Origin of the sequence: Thermococcus sp., from assembly GCF_027011145.1 — an archaeon.
In the GTDB taxonomy this organism is placed as follows: domain Archaea; phylum Methanobacteriota_B; class Thermococci; order Thermococcales; family Thermococcaceae; genus Thermococcus.
The window spans coordinates 39,270-58,018 of sequence record NZ_JALVAO010000048.1 but is presented as its reverse complement, the minus strand read 5'-3'; the positions used below and the strand labels follow the sequence as shown (position 1 = coordinate 58,018).

Sequence of the window (18,749 nt, the reverse complement as noted above, 5' to 3'; positions counted from 1 at the left end):
AGAGCTCATCCAAATCCTCGTATTCCGCGATGCCAAAGCGGAGCGTTCCGTCTTCAGTTACTTCCATGTAGGGCCTCGCCACGTTTTTGGCCATCCTCTTAAGCCTGTTCCTGAGCTGGACGGCATCTTTGAGCTTCGCGGTGCAGAGGTGGTAACTCAGCGAGGTGTTTTCCTCACCCCACTCAAGGAGCTTAAGGCCCAGCTCAAGGGAGCCCTTTATGGCCGAGCTCTCGTCGCTTATGGGCCTGTAACCCCTGTCGAGAAGGTTCCTTAGGTTTGTCTCGCTGAACTCAAGCTCGTTCACGTTTAGAAACTTCGCCCCGAGCTTATCAAGAAACTCGGCGTACCACTTCATCCTCTCGAACTGGCCCGGAACGGAGGGAATCTCACCACCAACGTCCCAGTCGAAGTCGAAGGCGTTCTTTATGTTCTCTATCTCAATCTCGAAGAGCTTTGGGCCCGGATTAAAGAGGTCGGGGTGAAAGCGTATCTCATCTAAACCGGCATCGTAGAGCTTTTCAAGGTTCTTTTTAGTCGCCAGAGCCCCGGTGGTGTAGAGGTGGACGTGGAAGTCCTCTCCAAAGGCCTCCTTTAGGGCCTTGATGTATTCAACGGTCCTGTTAAGCCTCGCCATCGGGTCACCGCCGGTCACCCCGGCCCCTTTGGCCTCCTGAATGACTGCCTCCTCGATGATGTCATCAACGCTTTTCACGGGCCTCTCGTTGGCGTAAACAACATCCTCCCTCCTCCAGGGGCTCAGGGGGCAGTAAAAGCAGTCCCTCGGGCATGCACCTGTAGTAAAGAGGACGAGCTTCTCTCCTCTAACGCAGAGCTGACAGCCCCTCGGCAACTCGCGAACGGCGTATGAGAAGTACGGCGTCTCCCAGACCAAAGTTCTCACCCCGCTAATCCTAACCCCGGGATAGGCCTTAAAAACGTTGGCGGGCAAAGTTGTCCGATGCCTATGAGGGAGAAGCCGAAGTACTTACCCCCAACGCTTCGCGAGAAGCACCGCTACATAGCCTTCCAGCTAGTAGGAGAGAGGCCCTTCAGAAAGGAGGAAGTGAAGAAGGCCGTATGGGAGGCCAGCCTCTCGACTCTCGGCGTTCTCGGCTCCGCTAAAGCGAAGCCGTGGTTCATCAAGTTCGACGAGAAGAGTCAGACGGGCATCGTCAGAGTTGACAGGAAGCACGTCGAAGAACTCCGCTTCGCCCTCACCCTCGTGACGGAAATAAACGGCTCAAAGGCTATCTTCAGAACCCTCGGCGTTTCAGGAACGATAAAAAGGCTTAAAAAGAAGTTTCTGGCCGAATACGGCTGGCGTTAGCGGAGGAAGGGAACCGCCTTGTCCACGGCGTTTTCGTAGACGAGGAGATACCTCCGGCAGGCGTTCTCCCACGTGAAGTCCTTTCTGGCCCTCCTCCTTGCGTTTTCCCTGAGCCTTTCAAGGGTTCTTTCATCGAGTTCCTTCGCCGAAATCATGGCCCTCGCGAGTGCGAAAGCGTCTCTCGGCGGGACGAGTATTCCGGTGGCGTTCTCCGGGTCAGCATTCAGGTCTATTATCGTGTCCTTAAGCCCACCAACGGAACTGGCTATTGGAACCGCCCCGAGGCACATCGCCTCAAGCTGGACGAGGCCAAAGGGCTCAAAGTAGGAGGGAATAACCACGAAGTCCACCGAACCGTAGAGCTCGCGGACGGTTTCCCTTGGAAGCACGTCGGTGATTACCCTGACGTTTTCTGGAAAGCGGTTTTCAACGGCCCTCGCCCACTCCTCAAGGCCTGGGTCACCTTTGCCGACTATGAGGAAGCGCATGTTCCCAAAGGCCGGGTCACTTGAGAGTATCTCTATCGCCCTTAGGAGCGTATCAACACCCTTCTGGGAGCGGTCAAAACGGCCGATGAACATGAAGGCTTTTCCATCGGAGAGGCCGAAGCTCTCCAGGATTCTCTTCCTCCGCTCCTCCCTCGGGAGGTTTGCGTTTTCAAGGAGTTCCTCGTTCCAGAAAGAGCAGTCGATGCCGTTGAAAACGTGCGTTACTTTGCCGTCGAAGTTTCCAAAGAACTCCCATTCCTCCCAGAGGTAGCTCCTGCTCACCGTTGTGACCGCATCGGCTATGTAACAGGCGGTGTGCTCCGGGTCTATGTCCGGATAAGGTGCGAGCTCGCCCAAGTTGGCCTCGTGGAAGTAGTAGGCAGGAATCTTGGCCTTGTTAAGCCTGTGAACTGTAAAGACGGTCCTAACTTGGAAGTACTTTTTGAGCAATCCAAGGGCAAAAACGGTGTGCCAGTCGTGGGCGTGGATTACATCGGGCTTAAAGGCCTCAACGATGCTGTTAAGCAAACCGACGGAGGCCTTACCGAAGAGGACCGCCTTCCTGAGCAGGGTCTCCCAGTCGGGGTAAACATCGGTATCAAGAACGTCCCCGGAGAGAGTGTAAACCGTGACACCGTTCTGCTCCCTTTTTCTCACCGTTATTGAGACTTCCCTGCCCTCAAATGCAACCCCAAAGGAAAATAGGTGCTCGCCCAGGTTCCTCCCGTGGTCGGGAGTGAAGACAACGACCTCGTTGCCGAGTTCCACAAGGCCTTCCCCTATGCTCGTAACTGCCTCCGCCAGGCCACCCACCTTGACTGGAAGGTATTCAAAGGAGAGCATGAGAACGCGCATAGGCATCACTCGAGGAGTATGAACTTCTCACCCTCAACGTCCTCGACGTAACTGCTTATCCCACCGACCTTCCAGCGGTTGCCACCGGCCTCGATTGTGACGTTCGCAACCAGCGGGGTGTACTCGTAGTCAACAATCTTTCCCCGAAGCTCGATGGGTTCCCGGGTATCTACGAGCTTTCCGGTGATTTCGGCCTCCCTCGGAAGACCGACCTGTTTGAGGATTGTAATCAGCGTCCTTATGTTGACGAGTGTCAGGGGCTTTGGAAGGGCCTCGTAGTTCAGGGGCTTAACGATCTCGCTGTTGTCGAAGTAAATCGTGTAGAACCAGTGCATGTACTGGAAGACTGCTCTAGGACTCTTGGCCCAGAAGGAGTAAAACTTCTCCCTGCGCTTGTCCTTTGGAATGGCACCGAAGAATATTGCGTAGTCCGCATCTCCTATTATCCAGCTGGCCATAAGCCAGGGGGCACCGCCGGTTCTCGCGAGTAGAATGTTATCTGCTTTAAGCCACTCCGGGATTTCATCCGGAACGTTTGTTACAATTACGAACACTATGTCCTTCCGGGCTTTTATGTCCCTCCTGAGGAGCTCCAGAAACTCGTAGGGGGTGTTGATTAGAACCTCGTGGCGGGCAGTCCTTATTATGTGCTGAACCCTCTCAAGGGTGTTGTCAAATCCGAGAATCGTCCAGATTTCCGGCAGGTCTTGACCGTGAGTCTTCTTATAGAGCTCAACAAAGGCCCCTTTAAGCTTCTCAATGTCCTCTATGAACTCCTCCTTTATTCTCTCAAGGACGACCTCTGGGTTGACCGGGCGGTAGAGCCTTGGAGTTCCGTGCATTACATCAACAAAACCCTTCCTGTGGAGCGAGCTGAGGACATCGTAAACGCGAGTGTGTGGAATACCGCTCTCCTTGGTTATATCAGTGGCCTTGCTCGGTCCGAGCTTGAGAAGGGTTATGTATGCCAAGCTCTCGTACTTGGTCAGACCGAGCTTTTGAAGCTTCTCAACGATTTCCTCCTCCCTCATTTCCGTCACCTATTCACCAGCGTTAGTTTGTTCATTCTAAGTGGTATATACTCACCGAGAGTGTATAAAGCTTTTGCCTAACTTTTTAAGTGAAAGCCAGAACTCTGAACATGCTGGAGGGAATGGCGAAGTTCATCTCAAAAAACTTTCCAAAGGGGAAAGCGGTGGAACTCGGAATAGGATTTCAGACGAAGGTGGCACTAAAGCTCATGGAACTCGGCTACGACGTTCTAGCTGTGGACTGGAACGAGAAGGCCGTTGAAAACGCGAGAAGGCTCGGGATAAACGCAGTAAGGGACGATTTGTTCAGCCCGAGGCTGGAGCTCTACAGAGATGCCGTGGTTCTGTACTCTGTTAGACCAACGCCCGAGATAATGAGGCCAATCGCCGAGCTAAGCCACAGAACGGGCATTCCGGTGGTCATTCTGCCCCTGAGCGGGGACACCGTTCCAAGGGGGTTCAGGCTCATCAACCATGGCAACCTCGCGATATACGTTTATAAGCCACGAACAAAATAGAGCCGGTGATGGTATGAAACTCTTCGGCACGGCTGGGATTAGGGGCAGGCTCTGGGAGAAGGTAACCCCCGAGTTGGCAATGAAGGTCGGCATGGCCATCGGGACCTACAGGGGCGGAAAGGCCGTCGTTGCTCGCGACGGGAGAACTTCCAGCGTAATGCTCAAAAACGCCCTCATTTCAGGCCTTCTCGCGAGCGGAATGGAGGTTCTCGATGCGGATTTAATCCCCACGCCGGCTCTGGCCTGGGCGACAAGGGAACACGGCGATGCAGGTGTCATGATAACCGCAAGCCACAACCCGCCGACGGACAACGGGATAAAGGTCTTCAATGGCGATGGAACCGAGTTCTATGTGGAGCAGGAGCAAGAACTTGAGGAAATAATCTTCTCCGGGAAGTTCAGGAAGGCGGAGTGGAACGAGATTAAGACTGTCAAACCCCTCGACGTGATAGAGGACTACATTCAAGCGGTCCTCGACTTCGTAAACCACGAGACTAACCTTAAGGTGCTCTACGATGGAGCGAACGGTTCGGGAAGCGTTCTGGCTCCCTATTTGCTCCGGGAGATGGGGGCGAAGGTTATAAGCATAAACGCCCATGTTGACGGCCACTTTCCGGGGAGGAAGCCCGAACCGAGATACGAGAACATAGCCTACCTCGGGAAACTGGTAAGGGAACTCGGGGTGGATTTGGCAATAGCCCAGGACGGAGATGCTGACAGGATAGCAATCTTTGACGAGAAGGGCAACTACGTAGACGAGGACACGGTAATAGCGCTCTTCGCCAAGCACTACGTTGAGGAAAACGGTGGGGGGGTTGTTGTCACGTCGATAAACACCGGCTCGAGGATTGACGAGGTCGTCGAAAAGGCAGGGGGGAAGGTCGTCAGGGTCCCCCTCGGCCAGCCCCACGACGGGATAAAGCGCTACAAGGCCATCTTTGCCGGCGAACCGTGGAAGCTCGTCCATCCAAAGTTCGGCAACTGGATTGACAGCTTCGTGACAATGGCACTCCTTATTAAGATGATTGACGAGAACGGCCCGCTCTCAAAGCTCGTCTCCGAGATTCCGGTGTATTACCTCCGGAAGGAGAACGTTCCGTGCCCCGACGAGTTCAAGGCCAAAGTCGTTGAGAATGCAATGAAAAAGCTTGAGGAAAGCCTCGGAGGAAAAATCAGGGAAGTGCTCACAATCTCGGGCTTCCGCTTCAACCTGAGGGACGGTTCATGGGTTCTCGTGAGGCCCAGCGGGACTGAACCGAAGGTTCGCGTGGTCGTCGAGGGGCCGAGCAAGAAAAGAAGGGATGAGCTCTTTGAACTTGCCTATAAGACCGTGGTAAAAGAGGTGGAAAAGCTCAGACAAAGCGCGCGGGCCTGAGGGTTCTGACGGCTATTTCCTTTCTATTCACCATGACCTTAAACCCTTCCTTGGCCACGTAGGTCTTCACGCCAGTTACTGTTTCTATGTACTTGGCCTCCTTGTAGGGGTTGGCGAAGTGCATCTTCATTCCTATGTGGCTCATTATCAGAACTTCGGGCTTTTTCTCCATACTCTTGAGCATTTCAACGGCATCGTCCGTGCTGAGGTGGTATGGAATCCCCATGTCCCTCGGCCTAGTTATGGCCGCGATGAGAAGCCTCGCCCCGTCGTGCCACTCAACGAGCCCATCGAAGTAGGCCGTGTCTGGAATGTAGGAGATGTCGCCGTAGGCCGTTTTCATGCGGAAGCCAATCGTCGTCGGGTCAGAGTGCTGGCTCGGGGTTATAAGGAACTCCTCTTCGCCTATCGCTATCTTGTTGCCCGGTTCCGGCGTGTGGACGCTCTCAAGGACGTCTATGTGGTACTTGCTTATCGCGGGAGTGTGAGTTTCATCGCCATAAACGACGCTCTTCGATGCTATAAGCGTCCCCCTCTTCTTCAGCGCGCCACCAGTCATGGCCTCAACCATTACCTCAAGGTCGTTGCAGTGGTCGACGTGCCTGTGCGACACAAAGATTGCGTCGAGCTTTCTTGGATCGAGTTTGTAGCGCCAGCTCCTCACCAGGGCTCCGGGCCCGGGGTCAACGTAGACGTTCCTGCTCGCCTTTATATGGAATCCCCCCGTGGAGCGGAACTGGGTTATTGTTATGAACCTCCCTCCACCGCTCCCGAGGAAGGTTATCTCTATCACCGCCTCACCTCCATTTCCTTTGCGGACGGTAGGCTTTAGGCGGTGGGGTATATAAGCGCTCCGAAACCGGTTTAAGCTCCCCGGAGAAGTAAACCCGGTGGTTACGATGGAATTCGAAAGGGTTGCGAAAGAGGTCGAGAACCTGAGGGACGAGATGGTGAAGACCCTCGTCGAACTCATAAAAATCCCGGCGATAAGCCCTGACTACGGCTATGATGGGGAATACGACAAGGCCCAGAAGTTACTTGAGATAATAAAGGACTGGCCCTTTGACAAGGTTGAGGTCTACAACGCCCCAGACGAGAGGGCCAAGAACGGCGTTAGGCCTAACATCCTGGCCTACTACTACGGCGAAAAGGGCGAGGAAAGCGAGAGGCTGTGGATTCTAACGCACCTCGACGTTGTTCCGCCCGGGGATTTGAGCAAGTGGACAGTTACGGAGCCCTTTAAGCCGGTCGTTAAGGACGGAAAGGTCTATGGTAGAGGAAGCGAGGACAACGGTCAGAGTTTGGTGGCTTCCCTCTACGCAGTCAAAGCACTCATGAACCTCGGGATAAGGCCGAAGCGGACTGTAATTTTGGCTTTCGTCAGCGACGAGGAAACCGGAAGCAAGTACGGTATAGACTGGCTGATGAAAAACCACCCTGAGCTTTTCAGGGAAAACGACCTCGTTCTCGTTCCCGACGGAGGAAACGAGGAGGGAACCTTCATAGAGGTTGCCGAGAAGGGAATACTCTGGTTCAGGCTCAAAGTCAAGGGCCAGCAGGTCCACGCGAGTATGCCCGAGAAGGGACTAAACGCCCACCGCGTCGCCCTCGATTTGGCCTACAACCTTGACAGGCTTCTCCATGAAAAGTACAACAAGAAAAATGAACTGTTTGACCCACCCGAGAGCACCTTTGAGCCGACCATGGGTGGAAACCCCGCAGATAGCCCCAACATAATCCCGGGAGAACACGAGGTGGTTTTTGACTGCAGGGTTCTGCCGGATTATGGCCTCGACGAGATTCTGAGCGACGTTGAAAAGCTCGCCGGTGAAGTGAAGGAGAGATACAGGAAGGAGCTTAACGGGAAGGTTCTCCCGGAGGTCGAGGTTGAGATACTCCAGAGGGCCGACCCGGCGCCCCCAACTGACCCGGACAGCGAAATCGTGAGACTCCTGAAGGAGGCCATAAAGGAGCTCCGCGGGAAGGAGGTGATAGTTGGAGGAATAGGTGGAGGAACCTTTGCGGCGTTCTTCAGGAAAAAGGGAATCCCCGCGGTGGTGTGGGCAACACTAGACGAGACGGCACACCAGCCCAACGAGTACGCGAAGATAGACAACATGGTGGAAGACGCGAAGGTCATGGCCTACCTCATGCTACGCTGAGCGAAAACCTTTTCTTTCCGTTTCCCACCTTTCACCATGGTTCTCTGGAAGGACGGCAAACTCGGACTGCCGATAGAGGAAGCGGTCAAGCTGTTCCCCGAACTTAGAGAATACCTCGACGAGCGCGGAAGGCTCGACTTCTCGAACAGGAGGGCGAGAATCCTCTACAACAGGGCGGTGGCAAAGGCGCTCTTCGGCCTCGAAATTGAGTACCACCCGCGGGGACTCGTCACGACACCAGTATCGCGCTACCTCTTCTTAAAGACGTTCCTGAGGGGCGGTGAGAGGGTTCTGGAGGTAGGAACCGGGCATACCGCCCTAATGGCACTGATTGCCGAGAAGATTTTCCGCTGTAATGTTACAGCAACGGAGCTCGATGAAGAGTTTTTTGAATACGCGAGGAGGAACATCGAGAGGAACAACGCCCGGGTGAGGCTAATCAGGAGCAACGGGGGGATAATAAGGGGTGTTATTCCAGAGGGGGAGTCCTTTGACGTCGTTTTCTCCGCCCCGCCCTACTACAAGAGACCCACCAGAGGTGTTCTGACGGAGAGGGAAGGTCTCGGGGGTGGAAAGTACGGTGAGGAGTTTTCCATAAGGCTTATCAAAGAAGCGCTGAATTATTTGAAGCCCGGCGGAAAAGTCGCCCTCTTTCTGCCGGACAAGGAACCGCTACTCAGGGCAATTGAGGAAAGGGGAAAGGAACTAGGGTACGAAATCAGGGACGTCAGGTTCAGGGCCGGGACGAGGTGGAGGCACAGCCTGATTTTAAAATTATAGGACTCGGACCGTGGGCGTCTCCTCACCGCTCAGAGGAGGTGCTTTCTCGTCATCGTCCCAGAATTATCAACTCCAATTTCTCAGCTTCTTGATCAGTCTCTTAAAACCCCTAAGCAAGATTTTGGAAAGGTCTTCGTCTTTGCTTCTACTCCCTCGATTATGCTCAAGCTTTTGCTCTTCATCCCTTATTCTGCTTAAAGCCCAAGGAGGAAGAGTCTCCCCTAAACTCATAAACCTCTCCGTATAAAAGTGTATCCGAGGAGTAAATAAAGGTTAAGGTTTTGGAATGGCGTGAAGTCACCTCATATCCTCTACGTATAGGAAGAGGCACTTAAGGTATTCGGTGTCCTTCGAGGCCATGAGAATCGGATGGTCGGGAGCCTGAGTTCTATATGGTTCGAGCATCTTGAGGAACTTCCCGGCCTTGGCCCCCGCGGCGATTACCATGTCCTTGAAGGCCTGCAGGTCAACGTGCTGGGAGCAGGAGCACGTAACCAGGATTCCACCCTCCTTAACGAGCTTTAAACCTGCGTAGTTGACGTTGAAGTAAGCCCTGAGTCCCCGCTGGAGGTCCTTCTCGTGCTGGACGAAGGCAGGCGGGTCAAGGATTACGATATCGAACTTCTCGCCCTTTCTGAGGAGTTCCTCCATGACTGGAAAGGCCGAACCTACTATGAACTTCATCCTGTCCTCGACGCCGTTGAGCTTGGCGTTCTCCTTGGCGGTTTCTATGGCCCTGGGGGACTTGTCAACGGCAATAACCTCCTCGGCCCCGGCAACGGCGGCGTGGATTGCAAAGCCACCGGTGTAGGTAAAGACGTCGAGGACCCTCATTCCGGGCCTGACGTACTTCTCAAGGGCTATTCTGTTCTCCCTCTGGTCGAGGAAAAAGCCGGTTTTCTGGCCACGCATGTCGACGATGAACTTGGCCCTGCCCTCCTCTATTATCGTCCTGTACTTCTCCTTTCCGAGGAGGACGCGCTCTATCTCGGGCAAACCCTCCCTCCGCCTTGAGCGCCCGGTGTTCTTCTCGAAAACGGTCTCGATTTCTGGTTCAGCTTCCATTATTGCCTCGGCCAAATCGAGCTTGAAGCGCTCCATTCCAATGCTCGAAATCTGGAGCGATGCAATCTCGTTGAAGCGGTCAACTATGAGGCCCGGAAGGTAGTCGGCCTCGCCGTAAACCATTCTGTAAGCTTTATCGTAGCCGAGCACCTTCTTCCTGTACTCGTTGGCCTTCCTAATCCTCTCGCGGAATAGTTCCTTCGTTATGGGCGTTTCCCTGTCCTTGATGAGCAGGCGGACCATTATGTTTGAGTTCGGATTAACGAAACCCCTCCCGAGGAACTTGCCACCGCGCGTGTAGACCTCAACGATGTCACCGGGCTCAAAGTCGCCCTCGGTTCTCACCACACCCTTCTTGAAGACTATCATCGCGCCCTTTCCGATGGCCCTCGCGGCCTGAGCGTCAACTATAACCCTCGCCATTCTCACCACCGGAGTCGCTACGCAAAGGGGTTTAAAAAACCGGCGATAGGTATTTAACCCCCGGAGACCTATATTAGACCGGTGGTTTCTATGCACTTCGAGGTTATAAAGGAGTTCTTGGAAGAGATTGGCGCCGACTGGATAGAGCTCGACGACGAAATCCACCTCGAGCCGAAGGTCTTCTACGAGGTCTGGCGCTACGTCGGCCAGCCGGAGCTTAAAACTTACGTCGTTGAGGATGAGGTCGTTGAGCCCGGTTCCTATGACCCGCCCGAGATGAAGTACACCGACGTTAAAAAGGTCAAGGTCAAGAAGATCTACTTTGAGACCCTCGACGGAAAGAAGATTGTCACAGACTATTCCGAGTTCCAGAAGATTGCAAAGGAAAAATCCTGACTAGCGGAGTAGAAGGGGAACCATCAAGGCTCCCATGCAGTTCGTTCTTTTTACCCCGAGGAGAAGGGCAAGATAGCCGACTATTGACGAAGCCACGAGCGCGAGAATCCCAGGAAGGCCGTCGAAGCTCAAGGCAAGGAAAAGGAGGAAGGCCAAGACGGCCCCGTTGACAATCCTGTAGTTCGCACGTGAGATTGCACCGGCAAAGAGGCCCGCGAGAAACTCGCCGTAAACGAGAACTGAAAGACCAACGAAGAGGGCCACGAGCAGAAAACCGGGGAGTGCTTTGAGGCCAAGGGGCTCCATCATGGCAACGATTCCGTTTCTCGTTCTTCCAGTTTCGAGGAAGTTGAGGAAGGCGAAGAGGAAGTTGGAGGTGTTCACGGAGTAAACCACTGCCAAAAAAGAACGCTCCTCCTTTGAAAGGAAAGAGCCTAGGAGGGCCGCCTGGGAGGCCGTAAAGGCCGGAAGGAGAGAGGCCAGCATGCCGAAGAGCGTCCCGATGAAGGAGAACAGGACGAGCCTTGAGGGCCTTATCCTGAGTTCGGCATCTCCCGGCTCAACGCCAGAGACCCCGGAGAAAAGTGAAGAAACAATTACGGGGACTCCAAATAGGCCCGTGAAGAGAGCATAGAAGGGTTCTTTTAGATTCAGCGAGAGGATTAGCAGGCCGAGACCTCCCGAGAGAAGGATTATAAAGAGGGCACCAAGTCGATTTGCCCTACGTTCGGTAAACACGAGGAAGGAAATAAGAAAAACAACGGCCATTTTTCCAATCTCCGGCCTGTAGTAAGGTGCCAGGAGAAGATACAGGGGAATCAGCGGAAGGAAGAAAAGCACCGCCAGAAAGCTCGAAAGGATTGCTATCCTAACTACTTCCATACCCCTTCCAGCTATAACGAGCCTGTGGGATGGCAGAATCCCCAGCGCGGTTCCCTCATCGGGAACTCCGAGAAACGTCGAGGGCAAAGCGTCGAGGAAAGTGTGGGTTAGTCCCATAGCAAAGAGCACAACGGAACTCAAGCCAAAGTCCCTCAGCATGGAGGCCAGCGTGTTCACGTGGATTCCGGGGGTTATTCCGGTTAAGGTTCCGAGTAAAAGGCCTAGCAGTGTCTCCCTGAGCATATGTCGTCACCTGAACTAACTTCAAAGGCTGGTCTTCCCCTGTAGGTTGTGAAAGACCCGTAAGCTGTAATGGTTTCGTTTTCCACAAGGGACACTTCAAGCCTTGAAGGGAGCTTTAGGAGAATGGAACAGCTCCCGTTCGTAATGTTGGCAATCCCAAAGCCGTTCTTATAGACCTTAACCCACGCCACTCTTCCCGAGATTCTAGCGAAATTGCCCTCTTCAAAGGAGCAGATTGCGTTGGGCAGTTCCTCCCGGGGCCTTAAAACGGTGCAGTTAAGACAGAGCAAACTTGACTTCCTCCTGAGGGCGGTGAACTTTACGGTGTCCCCTACCCTGGCAGAGAACCCGTAAAGCTTCAGCGATGTGCAGTCCAGCCTGAGATAGCGGGAGGTTCTCCCAATAACGAGGCATTCTCCGGTCGCTATCTCCCCGATTCCGGCCAAGTTAAGAGGTTTCACCTTAGAGTAACCGAGAACCCGGATTTCCTCGCTTGAATCAACGTAGAGGGTAATCGTTGAGTAAAGCCTAACGATGCCGAGAACCCTAACCCTCTGACCGGGCTTTAAGGAGAGACCGTGGGGCAGGTAAACGCGAAAAGCCTTGCTCCCGTTCCAGAGCGTTGCGGGATTTCCCCCGTAGAGAACAACGCCTTCGAGGGGGTATGGCATGCCGTTTCTTGGTTCCTTGGAATGGCCAAGTTCCTCCACTCTCAATGGGTAGAACCTACCCCCATAGCTGAGCCCATAAACCCTCACCAGCTCCCCTTTGGAAACGTTAAGTGGGTAGGCGAGGCGAACTCGGGCTGGAGTCAGGAGCTGGGGGTAGTAGGTTACCCAGTAGGCACCCTCAACCCGTTCGAGGGGGAAGGTCACATTTGCCAGAACTATCGAGGAAGCGTCAATCCACGGGCCCCGGCTGGTCTTCCTCAGCCTGCCCTCCACCCGATAGACGTTGCCGAGCTCCAAATGCTCCCTGAGGGCAAGGCTAACGGAACCGTTGTACAGGACGGAAAACGAATCCGAGGAATAAACGCAAAGACCGGTGAAGGAATCGGTCTCAGGAGAGTAACGACTAAGGGCGATTGAAACGAAGATGAGAGATGACAGTAAAACTATTGTTAATGTTTTTCTTAACACCATTATTTAAAGTAAAGAGAAAAGAACTTAAAAAAATTTCGATTGCTAATAGATTTCCCCGCTCGGGTAGACGACTATGCCCTCTTCGGTTATCTCGAAGGGGTACTTCTTCATTGAATGCCTCGTTTCGCGCATCTTCCTGATCAGCAGATAGCGCTTGAGTTCGACTTCCCTCTCTATGAAATCCAGTAGGATAACACCTCTGGAGATGTACTCCTCAACACCATACCTGCTGATTTTGCCCCTGCTCGGGTCAGGGGCTTCTGTTGTAAGGATTGAGGTGACGCCCATCTCAAGGAGGATAGTGTTGAGCTGAAGGAGCATCTCCCTGATTTCCTCCTCCTTCTTGAGGCGGAAGGCTATGGAAGGAATAGAGTCTATGACGAGCCTTTTGGCGTTGATTGCCTTAACGACGCGGTAAACGTATCTAAGAAAGTCCTCAGCGTTGAGATTACCCTCGAGAACGTACTGCTCCTCGGAGGGAAGACCAACAACGGCACTTACACCGTCAACTATGGCTATCTTTCCCTCCTTCTCATACCGCTCTATGTCCCAACCAAAAGTCCTCATTTCCCTTCTCAAATCCTGAGCCCTCTCCTCGAGTGTTACTATGACTCCAGGTTCATTATAAAGTTCAACCCCCTTATAAACAAATTGAACTGCGAATGTCGTCTTACCGCTTCCGGTAGGACCGGTTACAAGAACCGTGGTTCCCTCGGGAAATCCTCCTTCCACGAGGTCGTCAAAACCGGGGATTCCGGTTTTGACTCTGCGGACTTGCCAAACTTCTCTGTTCATATGAATCACCATGATGGTTGTTGGTATCTACCTCTACTTAAGCCACCTATAGCTAATTTGTGGTTTTGTAGATATAAAACTTTTGGAAGATAAAGGAACTAAAGTTTTTTTTAATGGAAGATTTACAACGATACTGTTATCAAATTCCCGATAATGACTAGATAGCGGAAACGTTTTATTGAAAAAATCAAAGTGAAAACGGTGAAATCATGTTTGACCCCTTCGGAAAAGAGGCTCAAGAGCTTATAAAAAAGGAATTTGGGGATATTTTAACATTGTTAGAAAAAATTCCTAACAGTATTAGTCCAGAAGAACCCCTATTCCTAGTCAAGTGGAGGCTTAACTCAAAAGAACCCCCCGAAGAACTCCTCAAAGTTGATCCCCTCGATGAGCTCATGGATTTGTTCCGGTTCTACGCCCTCCTCGGTGCCCTAGCGTTTTCCCCCTACGGCCTCGAAGTTGAGTTCGTGAGGGAGGCCACTTCAAAACTCTACCGCGCGAGGATAAGGAAGAAGGGTTCCCTTGAGGAAAGCCTTCTGAAGGTCGAACCGGCAAGTGGAATCCCCGAAAGGGACAGGAAGATACTGGAGAGGGCCATGGACAGGAGCCTTCCCGAGGAAGAGAGGGAGAAACTCAGGCTCAAATACAGAATGCCCCTGAGCGAGTTCATTGGCCTATGGGAGGGCTCCTTAAAGGAGGTCTACATAAGGGATGGCTATGCTTACCTCCGCTGGGAAGACGCTCTAAAACTCTGGGAGATGGCCTTCGAAAGGCGCTTTGACAGGGCCGTAAGCCTACTATCCGACGTCAGGGACGAGTTGCCGGAGTTCTACGAGAAACTCGCGGGGGAGCTCGAGAAAATAGCCGGGGAGTACTTCAAGGAGAGGCTTGAAAAACTCGGCAAAGTCGGTGCCAAACCGCTCCGCTTTGACCTCTTCCCGCCCTGCGTCAAGGAGGCGTTGAAAGGCGTCCCCGCCGGAATGAGAAACTACGCCATAACTGTTCTTCTAACGAGTTTCCTGAGCTACGCGCGCCTCTGCCCAAATCCACCCAGGAGAGACGTCAGGATTAAGGACTGCGTGAGCGATTTGAAGGTTATTGAGGAGGAAATACTCCCGGTCATCATAGAGGCAGGAAACCGCTGTAGGCCACCGCTCTTCGAGGACCAGCCCCACGAGATAAAGAACATCTGGTACCACCTTGGCTTCGGCCTGACCGATAAACCAACCCTCGAGGACAGTGGGAATTCGACATGGTACTTCCCGCCGAACTGCGACAAGATAAGGGCCAACGCACCCCAGCTTTGCAAGCCGGACAAGCACTGTCGCGGAATTAAGAACCCGCTGACGTACTATCTGAGAAGGCTCGCGAGGGAAGAGAGAAGTGGAGAAAACCAGGGGGGAGATAACGGTGGCTGAACTCCTGAGAGAGGCCAGCAGGGAGGAGAGGGAGCTCTACTATCGAACCGAATGGAAAGCGGATAGGATACCTGACTTCATACTGGAGAGCCTTGAGAGGCGTGAGTTCGGCTTCGACCATACCGGCGAGGGGCCGAGCGACAGGAAGAATATATTCACCGACGTAAGGGACCTGGAGGACTACGTTAAAGCCACTTCGCCCTACGCGATATACACTTCCGTCGCGCTCTACAGAGAGCCCGCCGAGATGGAGGGCTGGCTCGGGGCGGAGCTCGTCTTCGACATAGACGCGAAGGACCTGCCTTTGAGAAGATGCCAGGACAGGCACCCGAGCGGTCAGGTCTGTCCACTCTGCCTTGAAGATGCCAAGGAACTCGCAAGGGACACGCTGATAGTCCTGAAGGAGGACTTTGGATTTGAAAACGTCCACGTTGTCTACTCGGGCAGGGGCTACCACATCAGGGTTCTCGACGAGTGGGCACTGAAACTGGACGCAAAGGCCCGCGAGAGGATTCTGGCTTACATCAGTGCCTCGGAGGATGTAACCTACGAGGACGTCATGAGCAGGAGGATCATGCTCTCCTCCGGCTACTTCAGGGTCTTCAGGCTTCGCTTCGGCTACTTCATAAAGCGCGCCAACGAGAACCACTTGGTAAGCGCTGGAATAAAGAGGGGCATTGCAAGGAAGATACTGAACGAAGAGAGCAGGGAGAGAATCGTAAAGAGCTTCGTGGAGAGGGGTCTTCTAGCGGCGTTCCCAAGTGGCGTAGGATACAAAACCCTCATAAGGCTCTTCTCGATATCGGGTACGTTTTCAAAGGCCTATTTCGACGGGCGCGTTACCGTGGACGTTAAAAGAATACTCCGCCTGCCCTCGAGCCTGCACTCGAAGGTAGGGCTCATCGCCACATACATCGGCCCCGATGAGGAGAAGCTTGAGAAATTCAACCCCTTCAACGACGCAGTTCCAGAGTTCAGGAAAGAGGAAGTAAGGGAAGCCTACGAGGAGTGGGAGAGCTCGCAATGAAACTTAGGGGAAAGGTTGAGATAGCGGTTGCAATGCTAATATGGGGAAGCGTTGGGATATTCGGCAGGTTCTCTGGGCTTTCGGGGTTAGGAGTTGCGTTCTTTAGAGTTTCACTCGGGGCGCTCGCACTGCTTCTCCTATTAGCGGTTAGAGGAAAACTTGGAAAAACCCTCAGAGCCTTCAGACCAAACGTTCTGCCCCTACTGGCCCTCGGGACGGCTTTAGCTCTGAACTGGGTCTTCCTCTTTACGGCCTTCAACCACACAACGATAGCGAACGCGGTTTTGGTTTACTACACAGCACCAGTTTTGGCGACGCTCATCTCGTGGCGCTTTCTCGGGGAGAGGCTCGACAAGAGAAACGTGGTAAGCCTGGGAACAGCCTTCATGGGTCTCCTCCTCATAGCGTCTTCCCAGAGGGCCAGCCTCTCAGATGGGGACTTCGTTGGGGTGGTGTTTGCTTTTCTGGGAGCAATATTCTACGCCCTGATTCCGAACATTGGAAGGTTCCTTCGCAATGTTGACGGGGAAAGCCTGACGTTCCTTCAGCTCTCGATAGCCACCCTGGTCCTGTTGCCTTTCATGGCCGTGGAAAAAGCCGGGAATCCCGTATGGTGGGCAATTGGAGTTCTCGTATTAGTCCACACCGTCCTTGCCCTCTACCTCTACATGGACGGGCTCAAAGTGGTTGAGGTGAAAGATGCATCCCTGCTGAGTTATTTGGACCCGCTGAGCGCTATTTTATACGCGTTTCTGGTCTTTGGGGAGGTGCCCGGGTTGAGAACAATAGTTGGAGGCGCGATGATACTCTTTGCTTCGGCCATGAATTTGGTTAAGGCGAGGGGGTCGTAGCCCGCCTTCTGTATCAAGGGGGCATTCGACTGAGCGGCCTACCACGGGGCTCGCACCGGGAACTCATTGCCCCTTCCTCGGCCTTGCACCCCGCGGGACGGCCGTTTCACCGCATCCCCCGGGATTGTCTGCGGGTTAGCTCGGTGCCCGTCGCCGGGCCCTTCGCACGCGTCATCCACATTCCCCGGGGGCCGTGTCGTTTCTGCGCCGTTGCCCTCCCTCTCGGGAGGTGCCTTGCGGCACCGCGGCCCCGGTGCGGTGGGCGGAACTTCCTCGGGAGCACCCCGAGGGCCCCCGACCCCCTCGCCGAGAAAAGAGTAGAGAATGGAGAATAAAAAGGTTTGGTTTACCTTTTCTTGGGTAATGAGTCCCTCTCCTGGAACTTCGGGGGCTTCGGCCTCTTGAACCTGCCGAGGGGCGAGTGACGCTTCGGGCCCTTTCTGGGTCTCCGTTCCTTTGGCCGGTTCTGGTAGTAGAGAAGAATTGCAAGGGCTATGAGGAACAGTCCAACAACGGGCCACCAAGGGAAACCTCCACCGCTTGCGTTTTCGGTTGTGGTTGTCGTATTCGGAGAAGTGGTAGTTGTTGTCTCGGTCTCCGTAGGTGAAGGCTTGGGCTTAGGTGCAGGAACCCAGAGACTGCCTTCCTTAACGCTCGTCCTGCCGAGGGCCTTAAGCTTGAAGGAGTATGTAACATTTGTTCCCGTTGGAACAGTGAACGTAAAGGAAAGCTCCTTTTTGCCCGGAGGAATCGTAACGTCGAGGACGTCAGAATAGAGGGAAGTCCCGTTGGCCAGAACCTTGTATTCAAGCGTCCCGCTAACTGTCTGGGGAGTTGGATTGAGGAGCAATACCCTGAGCTCAAGGGTTGAGTTGATTAACTTCGAGCCCAACGAGACTATGGAGGGCGGGGCATAAACTGTATAACTAACCGTTTCGTTTCCCGCGGAGCAACCGTGGACGGATAGGCCTATAACCGTCGAAACTTTACCGGGTTTGGAAGTGGGAAGCGGAATGGAAACAACATCGGTTCCGGGTGAAAGTTCTAAAGTCCTCGTTCTAGTCGAGAAGATTTCACTTCCATTCAAGAGGGAAACCCAGGAGAGAGTTGCACTAACCCTTCTCTCAGAAATTACAGTGACGTATGCCATGAGGGTGTCGTTAAGCAAAGCACTCTCTTTCTCGACGGAGACGCCGACGAGTCTAACACCCAACGATACCGTCAGTTTTTTTGTGTAGACGTAACTCTGGTCACCATAAGAGAGGCGGTAAACGAGCGTGTAGTTACCTTCTGGGTAGCTCCACTTGACCGGAAGGGAAAGCTTTATCAGGGTATCCCCAGGGGGAACGGTGACGTTTTTGGAAACAACGGAATACTCTTTTCCATCATTCTTAAGCGCCGAAAATACCTCGACGGTGACGTTGAAGTGTCCGATGTTGACAACGTGGGAATAGACCGTAACGTTCTCCCCGAGAAAAACGTTCGGGACGTCGCCCCTCCCGGGAACGTAGTAGTAGGCACTCGTAAACGTCAGGGGAGATGCAAGGACTTCAACGGGAACTTTGGCCTTCAGTATGTAGACCTCTCCGGAGTAAGTCGCTATAAAGCGGAGGTAGAGGGTATAGTTGCCCGGTAGAACGTTTTTCGCAACGGTTAGATTGTATTCAACGACCTTGGACTGGCCCCTTCCCCAGTTGGGGAAAACCTTTGGAAACATGGTGAAATTGAACCCATCAACGCGGTTTCCTTGGGAATCCTCAACCCAGAACGTCTGAAAACTGACAACGGAATAAACAACCCCCGCATTGTTGGTGAGTGTTAGAGTCCCCTCACTGTAGTCACCGCGCACAACCGTTATAGAGCCTGTAACCGAGATTGTCCCAAACTGGGCACTTGCAAAGGGGAGGAACATCGAGGTTAGCATGAGGACAATAAGCAAAACCCTCTTCACAATCACCACCCAGAATAATA

At 53.4% G+C, this 18,749-nt stretch carries 18 protein-coding genes and 1 other RNA gene; 9 read left to right on the top strand and 10 right to left on the bottom strand.

The annotated features are described in order from the left end of the window. Positions 1 to 892 (bottom strand): radical SAM protein (locus tag MVG27_RS05925; protein ID WP_297556353.1); only part of this gene is annotated, 892 nt, incomplete at its 3' end. A 72-nt stretch (positions 893 to 964) separates the two neighbouring features. Between MVG27_RS05925 and MVG27_RS05920 the strand changes: the two genes are divergently transcribed. Continuing rightward, positions 965 to 1,327, top strand: coding sequence for a ribonuclease P protein component 2 (locus tag MVG27_RS05920; protein WP_297556352.1), 363 nt, complete (start codon positions 965 to 967; stop codon positions 1,325 to 1,327). Here the strand turns inward: MVG27_RS05920 and MVG27_RS05915 are convergent. Then, positions 1,324 to 2,670 carry a glycogen synthase gene (locus MVG27_RS05915; protein ID WP_297556351.1) on the bottom strand — a complete coding sequence of 449 codons (1,347 nt, stop codon included), beginning with the start codon at positions 2,668 to 2,670 and terminating at the stop codon, positions 1,324 to 1,326. The two genes, MVG27_RS05920 and MVG27_RS05915, sit on opposite strands and share 4 nt — an antisense overlap. Before the next feature lie 5 nt (positions 2,671 to 2,675). Continuing rightward, positions 2,676 to 3,701, bottom strand: coding sequence for a TrmB family transcriptional regulator (locus MVG27_RS05910; protein WP_297549831.1), 1,026 nt, complete (start codon positions 3,699 to 3,701; stop codon positions 2,676 to 2,678). Between the two features lie 110 nt (positions 3,702 to 3,811). Between MVG27_RS05910 and MVG27_RS05905 the strand changes: the two genes are divergently transcribed. Together MVG27_RS05905 and glmM are read left to right on the top strand one after the other, a co-directional pair. Further along, the gene (locus MVG27_RS05905; protein ID WP_297549829.1) at positions 3,812 to 4,219 is read left to right on the top strand and encodes a UPF0146 family protein; all 408 of its coding nucleotides are present in this window, start codon (positions 3,812 to 3,814) and stop codon (positions 4,217 to 4,219) included. A gap of 13 nt (positions 4,220 to 4,232) precedes the next feature. Continuing rightward, positions 4,233 to 5,594, top strand: coding sequence for a phosphoglucosamine mutase (gene glmM, locus MVG27_RS05900; protein WP_297549827.1), 1,362 nt, complete (start codon positions 4,233 to 4,235; stop codon positions 5,592 to 5,594). On the opposite strand, the gene MVG27_RS05895 is transcribed toward glmM, so the two are convergent. Beyond that, on the bottom strand, positions 5,572 to 6,387 hold the full coding sequence (locus tag MVG27_RS05895) for an MBL fold metallo-hydrolase (RefSeq protein WP_297556348.1): 816 nt from the start codon (positions 6,385 to 6,387) through the stop codon (positions 5,572 to 5,574). The genes glmM and MVG27_RS05895 overlap by 23 nt on opposite strands. A gap of 106 nt (positions 6,388 to 6,493) precedes the next feature. On the opposite strand from MVG27_RS05895, the gene MVG27_RS05890 reads away from it, so the two are divergent. Together MVG27_RS05890 and MVG27_RS05885 are read left to right on the top strand one after the other, a co-directional pair. After that, positions 6,494 to 7,756 (top strand): M20 family metallo-hydrolase, encoded by a 1,263-nt coding sequence (locus MVG27_RS05890; protein WP_297548296.1) that lies wholly within the window; start codon positions 6,494 to 6,496, stop codon positions 7,754 to 7,756. 36 nt (positions 7,757 to 7,792) lie between these two features. Beyond that, a complete protein-coding gene (locus tag MVG27_RS05885; RefSeq protein ID WP_297548294.1) occupies positions 7,793 to 8,536 on the top strand; it encodes a methyltransferase domain-containing protein in 744 nt (247 codons plus the stop codon). A gap of 297 nt (positions 8,537 to 8,833) precedes the next feature. Here the strand turns inward: MVG27_RS05885 and MVG27_RS05880 are convergent, their stop codons facing one another. Continuing rightward, positions 8,834 to 10,024, bottom strand: coding sequence for a class I SAM-dependent rRNA methyltransferase (locus tag MVG27_RS05880; protein ID WP_297548302.1), 1,191 nt, complete (start codon positions 10,022 to 10,024; stop codon positions 8,834 to 8,836). A gap of 90 nt (positions 10,025 to 10,114) precedes the next feature. On the opposite strand from MVG27_RS05880, the gene MVG27_RS05875 reads away from it, so the two are divergent. Then, positions 10,115 to 10,420 carry a DUF5748 family protein gene (locus MVG27_RS05875; protein ID WP_297548300.1) on the top strand — a complete coding sequence of 102 codons (306 nt, stop codon included), beginning with the start codon at positions 10,115 to 10,117 and terminating at the stop codon, positions 10,418 to 10,420. Here MVG27_RS05875 and MVG27_RS05870 read toward each other — a convergent pair whose 3' ends face one another. The 3 genes from MVG27_RS05870 to MVG27_RS05860 are packed head-to-tail and all read right to left on the bottom strand — an operon-like array spanning position 10,421 to position 13,482. Next, on the bottom strand, positions 10,421 to 11,545 hold the full coding sequence (locus MVG27_RS05870) for a tripartite tricarboxylate transporter permease (RefSeq protein WP_297556346.1): 1,125 nt from the start codon (positions 11,543 to 11,545) through the stop codon (positions 10,421 to 10,423). It lies immediately after the preceding gene. After that, a complete protein-coding gene (locus tag MVG27_RS05865; RefSeq protein ID WP_297548457.1) occupies positions 11,524 to 12,687 on the bottom strand; it encodes a hypothetical protein in 1,164 nt (387 codons plus the stop codon). The genes MVG27_RS05870 and MVG27_RS05865 overlap by 22 nt, the downstream gene beginning before the upstream one ends. Before the next feature lie 42 nt (positions 12,688 to 12,729). Next, positions 12,730 to 13,482 carry an ATPase domain-containing protein gene (locus MVG27_RS05860; RefSeq protein ID WP_297548459.1) on the bottom strand — a complete coding sequence of 251 codons (753 nt, stop codon included), beginning with the start codon at positions 13,480 to 13,482 and terminating at the stop codon, positions 12,730 to 12,732. A gap of 209 nt (positions 13,483 to 13,691) precedes the next feature. Here MVG27_RS05860 and priL point away from each other — a divergent pair, with 209 nt between their 5' ends. Genes priL through MVG27_RS05845 form a run of 3 tightly spaced genes read left to right on the top strand, consistent with a single transcriptional unit; the run spans position 13,692 to position 16,778 of the window. After that, positions 13,692 to 14,900 carry a DNA primase large subunit PriL gene (gene priL, locus MVG27_RS05855; RefSeq protein ID WP_297548461.1) on the top strand — a complete coding sequence of 403 codons (1,209 nt, stop codon included), beginning with the start codon at positions 13,692 to 13,694 and terminating at the stop codon, positions 14,898 to 14,900. Next, positions 14,893 to 15,927, top strand: a complete 1,035-nt coding sequence (gene priS, locus MVG27_RS05850; protein WP_297548463.1) for a DNA primase catalytic subunit PriS — start codon at positions 14,893 to 14,895, stop codon at positions 15,925 to 15,927. The genes priL and priS overlap by 8 nt, the downstream gene beginning before the upstream one ends. After that, positions 15,924 to 16,778 (top strand): DMT family transporter, encoded by an 855-nt coding sequence (locus tag MVG27_RS05845; RefSeq protein ID WP_297548465.1) that lies wholly within the window; start codon positions 15,924 to 15,926, stop codon positions 16,776 to 16,778. Before priS ends, MVG27_RS05845 begins: the two co-directional genes overlap by 4 nt. On the opposite strand, the gene rnpB is transcribed toward MVG27_RS05845, so the two are convergent. Next, positions 16,764 to 17,085, bottom strand: an RNA gene (rnpB, locus tag MVG27_RS05840) — RNase P RNA component. The genes MVG27_RS05845 and rnpB overlap by 15 nt on opposite strands. Before the next feature lie 39 nt (positions 17,086 to 17,124). Beyond that, positions 17,125 to 18,735: a hypothetical protein gene (locus tag MVG27_RS05835; RefSeq protein WP_297548467.1), complete on the bottom strand. Its 1,611-nt coding sequence runs from the start codon at positions 18,733 to 18,735 to the stop codon at positions 17,125 to 17,127. Between the last annotated feature and the right edge of the window lie 14 nt (positions 18,736 to 18,749).

Coding starts and splice junctions, on each gene's coding strand:
- MVG27_RS05875 (WP_297548300.1), top strand. CDS start 10,115: ATGCACTTCGAGGTTATAAAGGAGTTCTTGGAAGAGATTGGCGCCGAC.
- MVG27_RS05885 (WP_297548294.1), top strand. CDS start 7,793: ATGGTTCTCTGGAAGGACGGCAAACTCGGACTGCCGATAGAGGAAGCG.
- glmM (WP_297549827.1), top strand. CDS start 4,233: ATGAAACTCTTCGGCACGGCTGGGATTAGGGGCAGGCTCTGGGAGAAG.
- MVG27_RS05890 (WP_297548296.1), top strand. CDS start 6,494: ATGGAATTCGAAAGGGTTGCGAAAGAGGTCGAGAACCTGAGGGACGAG.
- MVG27_RS05920 (WP_297556352.1), top strand. CDS start 965: ATGAGGGAGAAGCCGAAGTACTTACCCCCAACGCTTCGCGAGAAGCAC.
- MVG27_RS05915 (WP_297556351.1), bottom strand. CDS start 2,670: ATGCGCGTTCTCATGCTCTCCTTTGAATACCTTCCAGTCAAGGTGGGT.
- MVG27_RS05865 (WP_297548457.1), bottom strand. CDS start 12,687: ATGGTGTTAAGAAAAACATTAACAATAGTTTTACTGTCATCTCTCATC.
- MVG27_RS05870 (WP_297556346.1), bottom strand. CDS start 11,545: ATGCTCAGGGAGACACTGCTAGGCCTTTTACTCGGAACCTTAACCGGA.
- MVG27_RS05905 (WP_297549829.1), top strand. CDS start 3,812: ATGCTGGAGGGAATGGCGAAGTTCATCTCAAAAAACTTTCCAAAGGGG.
- MVG27_RS05860 (WP_297548459.1), bottom strand. CDS start 13,482: ATGAACAGAGAAGTTTGGCAAGTCCGCAGAGTCAAAACCGGAATCCCC.
- priL (WP_297548461.1), top strand. CDS start 13,692: ATGTTTGACCCCTTCGGAAAAGAGGCTCAAGAGCTTATAAAAAAGGAA.
- MVG27_RS05845 (WP_297548465.1), top strand. CDS start 15,924: ATGAAACTTAGGGGAAAGGTTGAGATAGCGGTTGCAATGCTAATATGG.
- MVG27_RS05880 (WP_297548302.1), bottom strand. CDS start 10,024: ATGGCGAGGGTTATAGTTGACGCTCAGGCCGCGAGGGCCATCGGAAAG.
- MVG27_RS05910 (WP_297549831.1), bottom strand. CDS start 3,701: ATGAGGGAGGAGGAAATCGTTGAGAAGCTTCAAAAGCTCGGTCTGACC.